The sequence below is a fragment of the Paenibacillus sp. W4I10 genome, from assembly GCF_030816325.1.
GTDB classification, from domain to species: domain Bacteria; phylum Bacillota; class Bacilli; order Paenibacillales; family Paenibacillaceae; genus Paenibacillus; species Paenibacillus amylolyticus_B.
On the sequence record NZ_JAUSXX010000001.1, the window covers coordinates 2,639,875 to 2,656,808 of the forward strand.

Genomic DNA, 16,934 nt, shown 5'->3' on the forward strand with positions numbered 1-16,934 from the left:
TACCATCACCTTTCCTCTTCCCCTGCAGGCTGTTTAAGCCAGTCCAGCAGCATCTCGTGAAACTGTTCTCTAGTCGTTAGTGCTGCAACAAGCCAATCATCTGAAGCCGCAGTGCTCATCCGGAACAACCAGTTGGATACCGCACTTGCAGCAAATGCTGCCGACTGCGACTTCCACCCGTCTTCATTCCATACAAGCAACCTAAGCTCCCCGTCTGACTCCTTACCCACCAGACAGCGTGCCAGTGCTAGTGAGCCTTCAGGATCACTTGTCTCCTGTTCGAGTTCCGCTGCTACGGTCTGTACTCCGCTGTTTTCGAGCTCACTCATGACATCATAAAATTTTTTCTTGGAGCACATTAGGGCCGGTTTCTCCGCTGGAGAATGGCCGCTCCATTTCATCCGCTCTATCAGAACATCAATGGCTTCACGAACATTTCCCAGATCGCTGAGCCGGAACGAGTCCGGTACGTCGTCAACACGGGAAACTTCAACGACCCGCTCATCCGTGCAATGGATATAACTCTCATACGACTTGCCGTTGATCGTGTAGCGAATCCAACAAGCTCTGTCGGACAATCCGGCAATGGCTACCCTGGAGAAAACGGTCGGTGTCATGATCAGCTCATCGGTATCCTGATCCCGAATCAGATATCCTTTGTCAAGCAGGGAGGTTTTGACACGCTCCCACTCCATCGCGATATCCTCCGCCATATAGCCGCGAAACGGATCTTCTACACCAAGCAGTCGGTCTGAACCGAGAATACCAGCCAGGAAAAAAAGTTCCTTTGTTTGCAACGTGACTACCTTTTGCTTAGAATCATGAACCGTCAACATTATGAGCCACCTCCCCTCAAACTACAACATGCCATCGGTCACGAATTTCAGAAATCCAATCGGTCATTTTCCAGCTGTCATCACATGGAACTGCACCTTTAACCCTGGAATATTTACGTTTTACATAATAACCTTGACCCGGAGGCAGTACCTTCAGCCCACCTGAACTACCTCCAGATTCGGAATAAGGTATACGGAAGAACGAGAGATCGTTAGGGTCTAAAGTCCCGAACAGCATTCCGCTCTGGGAAGCCTTCACATCCGTTACCCAGTCAGAACCAAAGGTTGGGAAGTCTGCCGGAACCCCGGACAGAATCACGTGTACACCGCGATCCCTTCCTTGACGAACAATCGCTCCCAATTGATCTTTTACATTAAAATCGTTTAGCTGCTTGGACAAGGTGTCCGCATCGTCGATGACGAGCACAAGTTCCGGTCCACCGGAAATCTCGCCTCTTTTCAGAACTTCATCGTACAACTGTTGAATGACAGGTGCAAGCTGTTCTTCTCGCGATACATGTCCACGGACATGGGGCAAACTGCTGATTTCCCCCAGCCCACCTGAGCCATAACGCATATCTACTGTGTATATTTGCACATCTTCCGGAGAAGCATGATAAGCCAGTGATAACATCCATGTCAATAAAAATGTCGTTTTGCCGCCTTCCATCGGACTCGTTACCATGAAATGCGGACCTTCACGCAGATTAAGCTCGAATGGTTCCAGATCATCCGTAAGCAATCCCACAGGGACAGTTACAGACGATGTATCCCAAGCCTGACCATATGATCCTGTCCGAATGAGCAGATCTTTCAGTTTGATCTCTTCCGGAAGTGGAGCAATCTGCGGCGCTTCTTCCCCTGTCCAGCCTTGGCGAATCTCAGCAATCGTACGGCGCAGTGCCGATGAACGCTTGCCCTCATCTTCTCCTGAAGAAGGTAATGCCGCCTGGAACATTAATGGAGGCACTTGCCCTTTGACCAGACCTCTTCCTGGCGGAAGTTGGCTTGGTGCCTTGGAAGGTCTCCCCACGGCATAATAATAATCGCTTGGATCGGATAACTCAAATGAAACCGCATTGGGAATATTACTTCTGAATTTTTCAAATACATCTGTTACCCGATTGGCGGTGAGCACAAAGGTGATACCCAGACTTCCGCCTTCACGCAGGATCGTCTCCAGAAGTTCATTTTCTTCCGGATAGGCATTGCGGAATGAAAGATAACCATCAATAACGACCACAACCTGCGGGACTGCCGCGTGAGCTGAACGGCGGTACGCCGAAATCGTTTTAACCCCCGCCTCCGAGATGATATCTTTGCGTTGTGCTGACAGCTTGAGAATATAGCGGAATAACCGCTTGATCCGGTCTTCCTCTTCAGCCATCATCACGCCACCGATCTGAGGTAGTGCTGCAAAGTCCTTCATCATGCGACCCATGTCGATAATGTAACCATGCCAAGGCTCAGTTCTGTGGGAACGGGCCAGAGACATAAGCAAGGTCTGAACAAATGTTGTTTTGCCCAGTCCTGGCATGCCGTACACGACCAAATGGCCTTGATCCACAGGCAATGCAAGCGGCTGCTGGCGTTGATTAGGGAGGTCATCCAGCAATCCAACCAGTGGTTTCAGACCACTCGCGCCGCCATCAAGCAGCAGCAAATCGCGATTCTCTTCTTCCTGCCAATCCTGAAGACCTTCCCATTCCAGTGTCTCTGGTAAAGGTGGCAACCACGGTCCTGGCAAACGACGGATACCTGCATCTGCTGCAGCCTTCGCTACATAGTCAATAAAGACCTGGAGCTGTTTCGGAACATCTTCCCCTTTAAGAACGGCTCTCCGCTCTCCGGTTAGCAGGGGTTCCCGCTTACCGTTCAGGCGCACTTCCATAACAGGCAATACAGTCGTTGCGTCCTCCTGCTGGTTATACGGGGCACCACTCCAGGCGAATTGCATCTCTTCAAATACTTCATCACTACCGACCTGAAAATATCCACGCCCCGGCTTCGTAATCCAGGCAGCATTTGGGATCTTGATCATGTCCCTGCTATCTCCCTCACTCTGTACGCGTAGGCAGATCCGGAAGCGCGAATTACTCCATATTTTATCATCCACAACGCCAGCCGGCTTTTGGGTTGCCAGAATTAGATGGACCCCCAGTGTCCGTCCAATGGCCGCTATACTGATCAATTCATCCATGAACTCCGGCTGGTCCCGCTTCAATTGAGCAAACTCATCAATGATAATGACCAGATGCGGAAGTGGTTGCTCATGTCTGGAACGTAGAATCTTGTAATATTCATCAATATGCTGGAGGTTTCCCGCATCATTTAATATTTTTTGCCTTCTGACCAGTTCGGCACGAAGGGAAATATTCGCCCGCTCAATCAGATTTCCATCCAGATTGGTGATCGTACCCACTACATGTGGCAGATCGACAAATGTATTGGACATCCCGCCACCTTTATAGTCAATCAGCATGAAGGCCAGATCGTGTGGATGGAATTCAGCAGCGAGTGAAGCTACGATGGACTGGATAACTTCACTTTTACCTGAACCGGTTGTACCTGCAATCAGACCATGTGGACCATGACCCTGACGTTCAATTTTGTCATGCAGATTTATCGCTATTTTTTTGCCGCCAGCTCGTACACCCATGGGTACGGGCAGCGTGTCAGGATATCTCGTCTGTCCCCACCTGGACACCACATCCAGATCTTCCACGCGTGATGTACTCAGCATATCGAATAACGGAAGCACTTGCGGGATATCTGATGCAGATGACCGTTTTAACCGGATCGGTGACATATAACGGGAAAGCGCCTCTGCCATTTCCTTTGAGATCACATCAGGCTTGTACGTTTGTTGAATAACATCCGCATCTTCCGTTTTTTTGATATACACCCCTTTGCCTTTGGAGGCATCCATAATCAACTGACAATGCATCGGTAGAGACTCCTTGCGATTAGCCAGTATGATAGTGCATACATCAATGTCCTGAGCCGACTCCAACAGCAGCGGAAGTAACGGTTCTTCTTCAATCAATTGCGTATCGGAGAGAATCACAACGTAACACGGCGTTTGTACGCTTTTCTTATAACGGTCTTCCTTATTGTTACGGCGCCGGTTCAACACGGAAAACAAGCTGTCCGCCAATTGATGCGCACCGCTGTGCCTGTCGGCCATATAGCGTTGTCCTTGGTCTTCATCCCAGATATGGGGCATCCAGCGAAGCCAGTCCCATTCCTTGCTGTCCTTTTCTTCATAGAAAGCAGCAAGCTTCAGTTCATCCGGGGAATGGCGTACCGTCAGTTGTGAGATGATGACTCGCAGGGAAGCAAGCACTTCCTCCCGATCGCCGACAAGTCCCATAACCTTCGATTGGAACAAAGGCAATGTAATGGAAGCCTCCGGTACCGTCTGGAATTCAGCCGCAAGTTCATGGGCCGCTTCAATCAGCTCATCCTTCTCGTAACCATCAATCCGCGGAACCTGAAGTTTGATGCGGAATGGAATCTCTCCCGTACCAATGCGTACCTGAAGGAAATCATCATCCTCTGGTGAACGCTCCCACAAGGAACTGTTCCGGTTCTTCACCACTTGAAGACACACACCCGGATCACCATGAATTTCGTACAGGCTCTTCACTTGCTCCGCCTGAGCTTCCTTCAGTTCTTCCCGGTGTTTGTCCAATTGGGCAAGATACATTGTTTTTCGTTCTTCTAATTTTTTGCGATATGATTTCTTGTTGCTCAGATACACGAAGAATGGAATGGTGTAAGAAGTAAGCATCATCATGACCGTCATCATCTGAAACATCATATAATTGCTGTTGCCCATTTTGCCGGTCATATTGATATATACGTAGAAACCAATGCTAACCATGGTCATCATGATCGGCACAATAATGGATATCATGGAAAACGTGGGTTTGCTCGGTTCTGTTGGAGGCCTGAGTATTTCGAGTCTCTCTTCCTTGAGAACCGGTGTCATTCTTGGAGAACGCTGATATAACACATTCACGAAGAGAAGACCTCCTTTAGTTCGTTCAATAATGAATGTATACGTTCAAAAGCCCTATTCGTTGCTGTCCTGTTGAAACAATGAACGTCTTCCGTATACAGGCGCTTCTTCCGAAGTCGTTGAAAAAGCCCGCTGGACACGTACGCAACTGCCTTGTCGCAGCCCTGTTTCCATTAACTGCTGTGCGTTCTGTGGAGAGAACCACAGACCTTCCGGAAACTTGGCTTCAAGGATGTACTGAATGCCGTCTCCCGGTGCCTGTCCAAAAATGCGAACGCCGAGTAATGTCTTCAAATGTTCAATGGTACATTCGTCCGGAACATCGATGTCGAACCATTCTCCTTCCTCGCGGCCGGAATACACGGTTAGAATCATCCGAATCCCTCCCATGGTCTCATATGTAAATTGTCCTAATGTCAGATTAAATCAAAAAAAAGAGAATGAATCGTTATATCAACCCTATTTTCTTACATAAACACCCTGTTTGCAATGTACCACCTGTAATTTTGTTACATATGACCCACGTATATATTAAAATATCGTACATTCGACTCAGAACTTTCGTGGCAGGTATGCAATTAAATATTGCGAGGATACGAAAATTTTCGTTTTTCGTTCCATTTAAATGGTAATTAAGTTACGTTTTTCAGGACTTTTATTCCTTCGCTCACAATTGAATTGTGAACACTTTTCAAACATTACCCACCTTTATGTTTTCATAAGCTGATTTTAAGGTAATTTTAAGCATTGGAATTTAATATTAGCTGTATGAAATAACAACCGTGAGGTGATTTCAAGTGAGAACCCTAATAACCTTTCAAAACAAATCAATCCCTGTATATTTTAATCAAGAAAACAAACAACCTATGCAGAAGACATTAAGATTGCTTAGCAGTGCTCTTGAGCATAAAATTAGCAACGGTAAACGCGCCATTCAAAAATGTCTGCATTCTTTAATTAGTATTGAGATTGTTAATGGAGAAGCCATTCTCCACAGTCGAAGTGAAAACGACTCCCTTGCTTTATCCTTATATTAAAAGGAGTCAACCAAGACACATTTATTACAAGACATGAAAAAGGAAGCTGTCGTTATAGACAAGCTTCCTTTTTTGAGTTGTATACACGTTAACAGCGGATCACAATCATTATCAGCCATCACTCAGTGCAGTTTGCTCAGGACATAGGCGGCATCATGTTCTTCCGCAATCTCGGCTTTACGAATACGAATGACAAACAGCCGAACCAAATTGGCACGTGTATGTTCTTCCTGACAGGTATTCAGTTTCCTCAGAATAAAGCGGTCAATGGACATGAAATTAAAGCCCCTTTGCCATTGGATTTACGGATCGATTCTTCCGTGTATCCATAAATAACCAGATAGCGTCAGCCCCAAACAGCTTTTCCGTTCTTATATTATTCCGTATTTTGCTGAGGTGTAAAATTGTGCAAAAAGCCCGTCCCACCAAGCTGGAGACGGACTTTCGCATGATTTGTCGATCTTTTTGTTACCCATTCTATTCATTCATAAATGCCCCTGCTAGTTCACTCTTTTTCGACTTATTTCACTCCCGGATATTCCCGATATTGGTGCTGAATGCTGATCCAACGAGTACGTGTAAACTTCTCAATGACCCAATCACCACCGAAACGTCCAATCCCTGAATCTTTTTCACCGCCAAACATCACATGCGCTTCATCGTTCACAGACTGATCATTTACATGCACCATACCCGATTCAATGCGCTGGGCAACCTGATATCCCCGATTCAGATCTTTGGTGAATACGGAACCACTAAGTCCATAAGGAGTATCATTCGCCAAACGTACAGCTTCCTGCTCATCATGAGCCTTCATGATCACTGCTACTGGGCCAAACAATTCCTGCTGCACGATATCCTGTTCAGGTTTAACATTGGTAAGTACAGTAGGAGACAGCACGCTGCCTTTACTGGTCCCCCCGAGCATTAACCGTGCGCCTTCGGCCTTGGTTTTGTTCACAAGCTCCAGCAATCGTTCTACCTCTTTTTCCCGAATGAGAGGACCCACGAGTGTTTTGGCATCCGCTGGATCACCTGCCTGGACATTCTTCGTTTTGGCAACAAATGATTCGACAAATTGGTCGTAAATATCGGCATGCACAATGATACGATTCAGAGCCATGCAGATCTGTCCCTGATGCAGAAACTTGCCAAAGACCGCCGCTTCGGCAGCACGTTCAATGTCCGCATCTTCCAGCACAACCATCGCGTTGTTGCCGCCAAGTTCCAGTGCCGTATCTTTTAAATGTTCACCCGCCAGTTTACCGATCCCTTGTCCAACTTCGGTGGAACCCGTAAATGAAATTACTTTGGGAAGCGGATGAGCGACAAAGTAATCCCCGATCTCGCTACCACTTCCCGCAACGACATTCAGCACGCCCTCAGGCAGACCAGCCTGTTCAAACAAATCGGCAATGAGCCAACCTGCCGTAATCGGAGTGTCCGATGCCGGTTTAATCACCACACCATTACCAAGAGCAATCGCTGGTGCTACAGATCGCAGGCATAGATGCAAAGGGAAGTTCCATGGCCCGATAACACCAATCACTCCCTTCGGCTCTCGAACCACACGGTTCTCTTTGCCAGGAGTATTGGACGGAATAATCTCACCCTTCATGCGATAAGGAAAAGATGCTGCTTCATCCACAATCCGTTTAGCCGCTGCAAACTCCGCCTCCGATTTGATTCGGGTACTCCCGGATTCCGTGATCAACAGTTGAATGATCTCCTCTTTTCGCTCTGCCATCAGGGATGAAACTTTACGCAATACCTCTTCTTTCGCAGCAGGTAATGACTTCGCCCATTCAATCGAATTTTTCTGAGCTGACTCATAAGCCTTATCTATGTCTTTTTTATTGGAAGAGCGCCATGTGGCAATAACTTCTCCCGTATAAGGATTGATATTCTCCATTGTTTTCTCACCGGAGCCATCTACCCATTGGCCATTAATATATTGTTTCGTCCATGTTGTATGTTCAGTGTCCATTAAAGTCATGTGAATACGCCTCCTGATCAAGATTAAATGTCACATTTGCACAACGGTGTAATACATCATTAACCTTGTTCAGAATTACGCAAACGTGCAGACCTGAATTAGCTATTCCATTCTTTAAGCTTAAGGAAACAACACAACCCACACTATTCTCTCGCCATCTGGACCTCTTTCAACAGTCGGGCAGGCTCTTCTCTCCAAAGAGGCTCAAGTCTTCCCATCCGTAGCCAACTTCGATCAGATCTTGACCACCAATGCGGAGGGACTGTGTCTGAACCGGAATTCCTCCCATCTTTTCATAGAAGCGACAAGCTGAATTACGCTCCAAAGCCCATATGATCAAACGTTTCATATTGTGGGTCTGCAGATGATGAACGACATGTGTCGCCAGTTGCTGACCTATCCCCGTTTGTTGCACTTCCTTCAGCAAATATATAGCGTACAACTCTCCATCATAAGGTAATTTGCCTTCACGCTCCTTACCCCCACAAGCAAATCCGACAATGTTCCCATCATCCTGTTCAGCTATCACCAGGATCTGATCCTTTTCGCCAGAACGAATAGTCTTCTCCCACTGGGACAATCTTGATTCTATAGTCAAATGATCCAAAAAATCGTCAGGCACAATTCCCCGATACGTTGTTTTCCAACTCTCTGTATGTACATGGGCTATTCCCTGCGCATCCCCTTCACGCGCCCGCCTGATCAGCATAGCTATCACTCACTTTCTCTCGTAACTGCCGCAGCTTTACCATATTATATGTTCTTCTTTCTATAATTCCAAACTCATCCATTGAACTACCTCTTATAAAGTAAAATCCGGCCCTACGGCCGGATCGTTACCCTAGTGCCTACAGATACCTTGGAAGACAGATCCAGTACATCCGAGTTGTACATGCGTATACAACCATGGGAGACGGATTTGCCAATGGACCAAGGCTCATTGGTTCCGTGTATGCCATAATGGGGTGCAGACAGTCCCATCCATAACACGCCAAATGGCCCTCCTGGATTCGATTGTTTGTTAATAATAGTGAACTCCCCGCTAGGAGTCTGCGTGAGCATCTTGCCGGTTGCCACTGGATAGCCCTTAATCACCTGGTTACCATCCAGAAGATATAACATGTGGTCGGATAGATCCACAATGATCCTGTAATCTGGCATAATGACATCCCTCCTGACCTATCTTATGCAAGATGCCGGATGATGCCCGCCTGATTTCAGACTTCTTCCCACTCTTTCACACTACGGGAATGCTTTGGTTTACGACTATTGGCCGGTTTGCTGGAGGCGGTACGCCTTCTGGACGCCACTTCTTCCTTGCGCTGCTGATATTGCAATTCCTTCTGCATTTTCAGATAATTATTCAGTCTTTTTTCATCCAATGAACCATCCTGTATGGCCTCTTTCACTGCACATCCAGCTTCCCGTGTATGACTGCAATCCAGAAATCTGCACGTGGCGGCAAGTTCTTCAATTTCTCCAAACGCCTGCGACAGCCCATCATTGCCCTCATCCCAGAGATTAAGCTCACGCATTCCTGGAGTATCGATCAATACGGCTCCCTGTGGAAGTACAAACATCTCCCGGTGTGTTGTCGTATGTCTCCCACGGCTGTCTCCCTCGCGGACGGATTGCGTAAGCTGCACATCCTCACCCATCATCCAGTTCACCAGCGTAGACTTGCCACTGCCAGAAGATCCTGTGAGCGCAACAGTCAGCCCTGGCTGCAAATATCGTTCCAGCAAGGATTTCCCTTGACCCTCCACTGCAGATATCGCAAGCACTTCAACGCCTGGGGCAATTCCCTCTACACTTCGGATCTGTTCTTCCACATTATTGCACAGATCACTTTTGCTCAGAACAATGACTGGCCTTACGCCACCATTCCAGGCCATCAGCACGTATCTTTCGAGTCGTCTAAGGTTGAAATCATGATTAAGTGCAGCCACGATTAACAGTGTATCTACGTTTGCGGCGATTAATTGTTCCTTGGTCACTGGACCTGCCGCCTGTCTCGATACCCTGCTCCGACGTGGCACCAGATTGTGAATAATTGCTTCTTCACCTGCCTGACCTGTAATTGCCACCCAATCTCCAACCGCCGGTGCCAAGCTGGTCTCCAGACTATCATGACGCATTCGGCCCGAAATTCTTCCCCAGCATTCGCCCTCTTCTGTAATCAAACGTTGCAGATGTCCATGGTCTGCGATAATTCTGGCTGGCTTTTTCTCCTGCTCTTCCATCCCTGTCTCTTGCCATAGTTCCTGCCACTTTGCAGACCAGCCGTACTTCTCAATATGGTTATCTAAAATAAAAATTCCTCCCAAAATAAGTTTGTTTACCTCGTTCAAGCCGAGTGAACAATCATCTCCGGTTCAGATCAAAACAAAAAACCACGAGTAGAAATACACCCGCGGCAATAAGTAGTTAGCCGAATCAAAGATCATCCCTTCTTGTAGATCTATCGGATAGAATACTTAACCATCCGCTATAAACAATTCAGGAACACCCTTTTATCGGCAAACAAAAAAGCCACGGGTGCGTCACCCGTGGCTTCATCTGAGCATGTGATACTTCACGTTACAATGGATACTGCTATCCAGCTAACGCAAAATTACATGCTTTGATCCGTTCCGGAGACGCTGTTCATATTCAAATTAACGTATACTGCATTTAAGTTTGTCATAAACAATCGCCTCCCTTGTAGAATTATCCATTATGTTACACACTGAGCTTTACAGTTGTCAAGCCCAAACTATTTTTACCACCAGCCTACTCTATTTGACCTGATCCCAGCGTGTCCACATTTCCTTCGGATTCAATTCATAGATCTCCTCTTCCCGATACATGAACTGATGCATGATAAATTCCCGCCGAATCGTGGCAAAGTCTTCATGGTATTGCTTTATAAATGTATTGATTTCTTTTTCCGTATACTTCCGACCAAATTCAAGCTGCTCGACCAGATGACCAAGTACAATCAGTTTTTTCTTGTATTGAGCCGGAATCTGACGCAGTCGTCCATCCTTGGAGAAAAAATTTCTCATGACAGACGCTTTCAATGTTTCATTCACATCACTCATATCCGCAACCTCCTCTCGCTTAAAGATAAAATCAACCGAAGCCTGTGCATTCTCGCGGATAAACGAAGGATTGAGTGTGAAATACACTGTATTTTTCTCTCGTCGTTCCTTGATCAGCGCCGCCTCTCTCAGCTTGGATGCATGATGTGTCACGGTTGGTTGTGACAGATTCAGCCGCTCGGCAAGTGCCTGTCCGTGCAGTTCACCCTGTGCCAACAACAGCAGCATGCGAAGCCGGGTCGGATCAGCCAACGCTTTATGATAAGCCACAATTTTCTCCAGCTGCATCATCGTTCATCTCGCTTTCGTTTAGATATATATCTAATTTGATATTAGTCCTTTCTCCTCTCCACGTCAACTCCTTTGGATTCAAGTAAGCTTGTCTAATTTAAACTCACGCTTGAACTGGCATTGGCTCGTTATTTACGGTAGGATTATATTGCTTGAAATAAGGAGGATTAAGAACATGGAAGATGTCATTATTATCGGCGGAGGCCCATGCGGTCTGTCTGCTGCCATTGAATGTGAGCGGCTGGGACTGTCCGCCGTGATCGTTGAGAAATACAATATCGTTCAATCTATTTATCTGTATCCAACCCATATGCAGTTTTTCAGCACAGCCGAGCTACTTGAGATCGGGAACGTTCCGTTCAGCACACCTAATGATAAACCGTTTCGTTATGAAGCACTTGCCTATTATCGCAGGGTAGCCGAACATTTTGGTCTGCGTGTTCATAACTATGAGGAAGCCCGTGAAATTAAACGCAAGGATGATGGTACGTTTGAGGTACATACGCTCAATCGCCGCGGGGAGGCCATCGTACATGTTGGACGCAATGTAGTTGTAGCTACCGGTTATTTTGACCATCCTAACTATCTGGGCATTCCTGGAGAAGATAAAGATAAAGTAACCCACTACTTCCGGGAAGCCCACCCTTATACCCGTACACGTGTCGCCATTATTGGCGGAAGCAACTCAGCCGTGGATGCGGCCATGGAACTGGTGCGAGTCGGAGCACATATTGATATGGTTTATCGCGGCAGTGGTCTGTCCCAGCATATTAAACCATGGGTACGTCCGCTATTCGAGAGCATGGTGACAAAAGGTCGTATCACACTGCACCTGGAATCACGCGTGAATGAAATACTGGATGATTCGATTCGTCTTATACACACCGATGGTTCCACTCGAGAACTGGATAATGACTTCGTACTGGCCATGACCGGTTTCCGTCCGGATCGTCAACTACTCACGTCGGTAGGTGTGGAGATGTCTGATGATATGGATAAACCTCTATATGATGCACAAACGATGGAAAGCAGCGTACCTGGTGTATATGTGGGCGGAGTCATCGCTTCGGGTCGTAATGCCAATGAAGTCTTTATTGAATCCGGGCGCTGGCATGGACGTAACATTGCAGAACATATCGTTAGCAAACAACGTGGACAGACTGAAGGGAAATGAAAACAATGGATATGACTTCCCTGCTGTTGCTCGTATTTGCAGCTCTCGGGATTATCAGCAGCAACACACCTGTGACCGTAGCGATGGTATTTCTGTTATTGCTACGAGTCCTGAACCTGAATCAGGCATTTCCATGGCTTGAAAAATACGGACTTACACTGGGCATTATCATTCTGACCATTGGCGTGATGGCACCTCTTGCCAGTGGCAAGATGAGTTTGCAGACGATCGGCGAGTCTTTCCTGCACTGGAAATCACTACTCGCTATTGGCGTAGGATTACTGGTGGCATATCTCGGAGGACGTGGCGCTACGCTGATGGGTACACAGCCAACTGTCGTTGCAGGGCTGTTAATCGGAACGGTACTTGGGGTTGCCCTGTTCAAGGGTGTACCTGTGGGTCCATTGATTGCGGCGGGAATTTTATCATTGCTACTGGGCAAATCCTGATTCAAGTTGTGAAGGTTGTGACCTGACATGCTATGCAGATTGGCTGTATTTCCCACCGTTGTGTGATATACTTCTATTCATGCAAATTATGTACACGAGTCTACAGCAGAATAATCCATATTAGAGGTTGTTCAAAAAGTCCGCTTTTGATTACGAAGGATGCCTAGAGGCATCATCAGCATCGAATATGGAATTCAGCCGAAATGTCCGTTGCTCACGTAGTTTTGCCTACGCTCCGCTACTCCATTTCTAGCTTCATCCCATCTTCTCGGTACTGAAAACCGTCCTTTTTGAACACGTTCTATTGTGGTTATGCTGTTGCATAAACGTATAGATTCACTTTGCAACTATTAATGGCGCAGGAGGATTCAGGAACCATGTCACGTCAGTTTATTACAGAAGCCGTGATGGTGGCCATTTACGGTCAATTGTTAGCGCCGCCCGCGCCTGTAGAATATATCGTTCCTTATACCACCATCCTTGAGCTATATGAATTTCAGACCAGTCCTGATCCCATGATGGATAACCCGGCAGATGATCAGCATGTGAAATCCAAAATCAATGAAATGATTTCTTATTTCGAGGAACCGCTGAATAAGAAAAAAATAGAGCGTGCGTTACTTGTTCCATGGGCCAAAAGCCCCTCCATTTTATTTGGTGACCAAGTATCCATTGCCATTATCAATGCAATAGATACGGCACAGTACGGGGAGTATTTCGATCCCATTGAAACAGAACTGTTGCTGACATCTCAGCGTCTGAGTATCCCGATTCTCACCGATCAGGTTGAACTGATTGCACGTATTATTGAGTCTGAATCACCTGTGCAGGTATTCGATATTGATGATTTTGATTTTGCGATGGATGATGAACCACTGGATCAGGTGTAATTCATACTCTGAGCACCTGAATCGGATTTTAAAAAAATGACCTTGACATCCACTTTATCGTGCATGCCAAGGTCATTTTTTTGCGTCAACACTTATTTTATTCTGCAATATCCCGCGCTAACAGGATTCGGCTAATCTGATTCAGAGGTGGTAACGACTCCAGCGCAAAAAACTTCAGACCTGCATCACTATTTACACGCGACTCCACAAGGTCATCCTGAATGATCACTGTCCGGAACAGAGCAATGACATAATACTCTTCATCTCCGCTTGAATGCAGATACCGAAGGTCAGGCCCCGAATAGAGACCTTCCAGTGTCATGGTATCAGCAGTCCAACCTGTCTCTTCCCATAACTCCCGATGTGCAGCATCTTCAATGGCCTCACCCGGGCGCATCTCACCTGCTGGCAACCGCCAGTGACCGTGTTCAGCATGCTGAATCAGCAGTAATTCACCTTGTTCGTTCTCAGCCCGCACAGCCGCCTTTACAACAATATGAGAGCGTTTCGCGATATACTGGGCCAAATCTCGTGCTGGCAGATTCACTGCTTATCCCCTCCTCCTACTCGGAAGCCGGTGGCGACCTGTAATCCAACTATTGCTTAGCAGAATACTTCAAGGATTAGACTTCCGTGTAACGATATTCGATATCCTGACCTTCATCAACGATATCCACATGCAGTTGGTGCCCTTTCAGATACCAATAATCGTGATCTTCCATAAAGAATTGAATCCCCGACACCTCGGTTTGATCCGCAGGATGTCTTGGTTTCTCCACAGCAATACCTAGCGAAAATCCAGGGTGAAGACCTCCGCCAGAGCTATACCGGGCAAAAAATCGAATGCTGTCTCCCTCGTTCAAATTCAGTTCTTCCTTGTACCAGCGAGCAGCTTGATCGGATACATGTATGGTACTCATTTGGTGTCAGCTCCTTCTGTATATATATGTTCCATCATATCTCGACAGGGACTTGAATACAAACCCGAGTGACCATATAAAGACAAAATAAGTTGTGAAAAATGTTTGACAGATTGTAAAAGCCGGTGTTAAGATGCAAACATACGAGGTCTACATTGTATTTATTTCCAAAAAAAGAAAGGGTGATTACGGTGTTTAACAAACATATGATTGGTCAATTCAGCACACAACTAAATACCGGAGCACACCCGAAATCATTATTCCGTTCATAAGTCGGCATGACAAGGCGTTCTTTCATTAGAACCTCTGTGATGTATACTCACAATCGAACTTATATATGGTGACGGCTCTGTTCTCTGAGCCATGCTGCCGTATGATTATATGAAGACATACCGCCTGCGTGCGGTATGTCTTTTTTTGTGGGTACATTTCGGCATACATGAACGGAATCTGCATTTCTCGGACATCGAAAGGAAGGGATAACACTTGTTCTCTGTACTTAAAAACCTGGCCTGGTTCTTCCGGCTGGAACGCAAACGATACCTAACCGGTGTCATCTTGCTTATTCTGGTAGGCATTGCCGAACTGCTGCCTCCTCGTCTTCTTGGTAATGCCATCGACGAGATTGTGCGCGGTTCCATTACCGGCACCTCACTTACGCGTTATATCTTGCTTATTCTGGGAACGGTCATCATTATCTATCTGGTTACATACGTTTGGATGCACAAACTGTTTGGTGGTGCCAATCTGGTGGAGCGGCTGCTTCGTTCACGCTTTATGGACCACTTGTTACGGATGACTCCTCCCTTTTTTGAGAAAAACAGAACAGGAGATTTGATGGCTCGGGCCACCAATGATCTTCGTTCCATTGCTACTACAGCAGGCTTCGGCATGCTGACCTTAACAGACTCTACAGCCTTTCTGGCCACCGTATTGTTCGCCATGGGTTTCCTGGTCAGTTGGAAACTGACCCTGGCGGCAATCCTGCCATTACCTTTTATCGCCATTGCTATGATGATCTATGGTAAAGCTGTACATCAACGTTACACCCTGGCACAGGATGCATTCGGAGATATGAATGACCAGGTGCTGGAATCCATCGCCGGGATCCGTGTTGTGCGTGCCTATGTGCAAGAACGTCTCGACGAGAAACGGTTCGCCGACGTGACCGAAGATGTGTATCGCAAAAATCTGGCTGTTGCCAGAATGGATGCCCTATTTGAACCCACCATCCGCCTCTTCGTTGGACTCAGTTATGTGATTGCACTTGCCTACGGCATATATCTTGTATTTCATAATGAAATTACCCTGGGGGATCTCGTATCGTTTAACATGTACCTGGGGATGATGATCTGGCCCATGTTTGCCATTGGCGAATTAATTAACCTGATGCAACGTGGTAGCGCTTCGCTTGATCGGGTCAACGAGACTTTATCGGTAGAACCTGCCGTACAAGATGTGGAGCAACCTGCCGACGTTACAAATCCGGAAGAAATTGCGATGCAGGATGTTACATTCCGTTACCCAAGTTCCACTGTCGACAATCTCAGTCATATCAGCTTTTCGCTGCGACGGGGTCAAACATTGGGTGTTGTGGGTCGTACGGGTAGCGGTAAGTCTACTTTGCTCAAACAACTGCTTCATGAATACCCTGCCGGTTCGGGCACATTAAGCATCTCGGGTCATCCGATTCAGGATATCGCCAAAGATGACTTGCACAGCTGGATCGGGTACGTACCACAGGAACAGGTTCTTTTCTCCAAATCTGTTCGTCAAAATATTCAATTCGGTAAACCCGGGGCCAGTGATGAAGTCATCATGGAAGCCATTCGTACCGCCGCTTTTGACGGGGATCTGGGAACCTTGTCCGATGGACTGGATACACTCGTTGGTGAAAAAGGAATCTCTCTGTCCGGTGGACAGAAACAGCGGGTATCGCTGGCGCGTGCCTTTATTGCTAATCCTGATATTCTGATCCTCGATGATGCCTTATCTGCGGTCGATGCACGTACTGAAGCCAAAATTATTGAAAATATACGCAACAAACGCTCGGGCAAAACCACGCTGATCTCGACTCATCGCCTGTCTGCTATTGAACATGCTGACCGAATCATCGTACTGGAGCACGGGAAAATTACGGAAGAAGGCACTCACCAGGAACTGTTAGCCATGAACGGCTGGTACCGTGAACAGTATGAACGGCAACAGGTCGAGTCCAATCTGTCCACGTAGGA

General features: G+C 46.8%; 16 protein-coding genes. 5 read left to right on the forward strand and 11 right to left on the reverse strand.

Annotated elements, in window-relative coordinates:
- Positions 1-5: 5 nt before the first annotated feature.
- Genes QF049_RS11655 through QF049_RS11665 form a run of 3 tightly spaced genes read right to left on the reverse strand, consistent with a single transcriptional unit; the run spans position 6 to position 5,235 of the window.
- Entirely contained in the window at positions 6-836 is an 831-nt protein-coding gene (locus QF049_RS11655; RefSeq protein ID WP_307537582.1) for a hypothetical protein, read from the reverse strand.
- A 16-nt stretch (positions 837-852) separates the two neighbouring features.
- Positions 853-4,860, reverse strand: a complete 4,008-nt coding sequence (gene essC / locus QF049_RS11660; RefSeq protein WP_307537584.1) for a type VII secretion protein EssC — start codon at positions 4,858-4,860, stop codon at positions 853-855.
- A 54-nt stretch (positions 4,861-4,914) separates the two neighbouring features.
- Positions 4,915-5,235, reverse strand: a complete 321-nt coding sequence (locus tag QF049_RS11665) for a hypothetical protein (protein WP_074094613.1) — start codon at positions 5,233-5,235, stop codon at positions 4,915-4,917.
- Positions 5,236-5,657: 422 nt separating this feature from the next.
- On the opposite strand from QF049_RS11665, the gene QF049_RS11670 reads away from it, so the two are divergent.
- On the forward strand, positions 5,658-5,897 hold the full coding sequence (locus QF049_RS11670; protein WP_074094612.1) for a hypothetical protein: 240 nt from the start codon (positions 5,658-5,660) through the stop codon (positions 5,895-5,897).
- Between the two features lie 122 nt (positions 5,898-6,019).
- Here QF049_RS11670 and QF049_RS11675 read toward each other — a convergent pair whose 3' ends face one another.
- The 6 genes from QF049_RS11675 to QF049_RS11700 all read right to left on the reverse strand — a co-directional run bounded on the left by QF049_RS11675 (position 6,020) and on the right by QF049_RS11700 (position 11,264).
- Positions 6,020-6,172: a hypothetical protein gene (locus QF049_RS11675; RefSeq protein WP_164783094.1), complete on the reverse strand. Its 153-nt coding sequence runs from the start codon at positions 6,170-6,172 to the stop codon at positions 6,020-6,022.
- Positions 6,173-6,417: 245 nt separating this feature from the next.
- Positions 6,418-7,893: an aldehyde dehydrogenase family protein gene (locus tag QF049_RS11680; protein ID WP_307537587.1), complete on the reverse strand. Its 1,476-nt coding sequence runs from the start codon at positions 7,891-7,893 to the stop codon at positions 6,418-6,420.
- 169 nt (positions 7,894-8,062) lie between these two features.
- A complete protein-coding gene (locus tag QF049_RS11685; protein ID WP_307543214.1) occupies positions 8,063-8,602 on the reverse strand; it encodes a GNAT family N-acetyltransferase in 540 nt (179 codons plus the stop codon).
- Between the two features lie 113 nt (positions 8,603-8,715).
- On the reverse strand, positions 8,716-9,054 hold the full coding sequence (locus QF049_RS11690) for a L,D-transpeptidase (RefSeq protein WP_062833875.1): 339 nt from the start codon (positions 9,052-9,054) through the stop codon (positions 8,716-8,718).
- Between the two features lie 56 nt (positions 9,055-9,110).
- Positions 9,111-10,220: a ribosome small subunit-dependent GTPase A gene (gene rsgA / locus QF049_RS11695; protein WP_307537590.1), complete on the reverse strand. Its 1,110-nt coding sequence runs from the start codon at positions 10,218-10,220 to the stop codon at positions 9,111-9,113.
- Between the two features lie 450 nt (positions 10,221-10,670).
- Positions 10,671-11,264 (reverse strand): DUF2087 domain-containing protein, encoded by a 594-nt coding sequence (locus QF049_RS11700; RefSeq protein ID WP_215075559.1) that lies wholly within the window; start codon positions 11,262-11,264, stop codon positions 10,671-10,673.
- Positions 11,265-11,442: 178 nt separating this feature from the next.
- On the opposite strand from QF049_RS11700, the gene QF049_RS11705 reads away from it, so the two are divergent.
- From QF049_RS11705 to QF049_RS11715, 3 genes are all read left to right on the forward strand, one after another.
- Complete coding sequence (locus QF049_RS11705) at positions 11,443-12,441, forward strand: YpdA family putative bacillithiol disulfide reductase (RefSeq protein ID WP_307537593.1); 999 nt, start codon at positions 11,443-11,445, stop codon at positions 12,439-12,441.
- A gap of 5 nt (positions 12,442-12,446) precedes the next feature.
- Positions 12,447-12,890, forward strand: a complete 444-nt coding sequence (locus QF049_RS11710; RefSeq protein WP_036609212.1) for a DUF441 domain-containing protein — start codon at positions 12,447-12,449, stop codon at positions 12,888-12,890.
- Positions 12,891-13,267: 377 nt separating this feature from the next.
- Positions 13,268-13,780: a hypothetical protein gene (locus QF049_RS11715; protein WP_036609214.1), complete on the forward strand. Its 513-nt coding sequence runs from the start codon at positions 13,268-13,270 to the stop codon at positions 13,778-13,780.
- Between the two features lie 97 nt (positions 13,781-13,877).
- On the opposite strand, the gene QF049_RS11720 is transcribed toward QF049_RS11715, so the two are convergent.
- Both QF049_RS11720 and QF049_RS11725 read right to left on the reverse strand, forming a co-directional pair.
- Positions 13,878-14,327, reverse strand: a complete 450-nt coding sequence (locus QF049_RS11720; protein ID WP_210107808.1) for an NUDIX domain-containing protein — start codon at positions 14,325-14,327, stop codon at positions 13,878-13,880.
- Positions 14,328-14,403: 76 nt separating this feature from the next.
- A complete protein-coding gene (locus QF049_RS11725) occupies positions 14,404-14,700 on the reverse strand; it encodes a HesB/YadR/YfhF family protein (protein ID WP_036609218.1) in 297 nt (98 codons plus the stop codon).
- Positions 14,701-15,186: 486 nt separating this feature from the next.
- Here QF049_RS11725 and QF049_RS11730 point away from each other — a divergent pair, with 486 nt between their 5' ends.
- The gene (locus tag QF049_RS11730) at positions 15,187-16,932 is read left to right on the forward strand and encodes an ABC transporter ATP-binding protein (RefSeq protein WP_307537597.1); all 1,746 of its coding nucleotides are present in this window, start codon (positions 15,187-15,189) and stop codon (positions 16,930-16,932) included.
- The last annotated feature ends 2 nt before the right edge of the window (positions 16,933-16,934 follow it).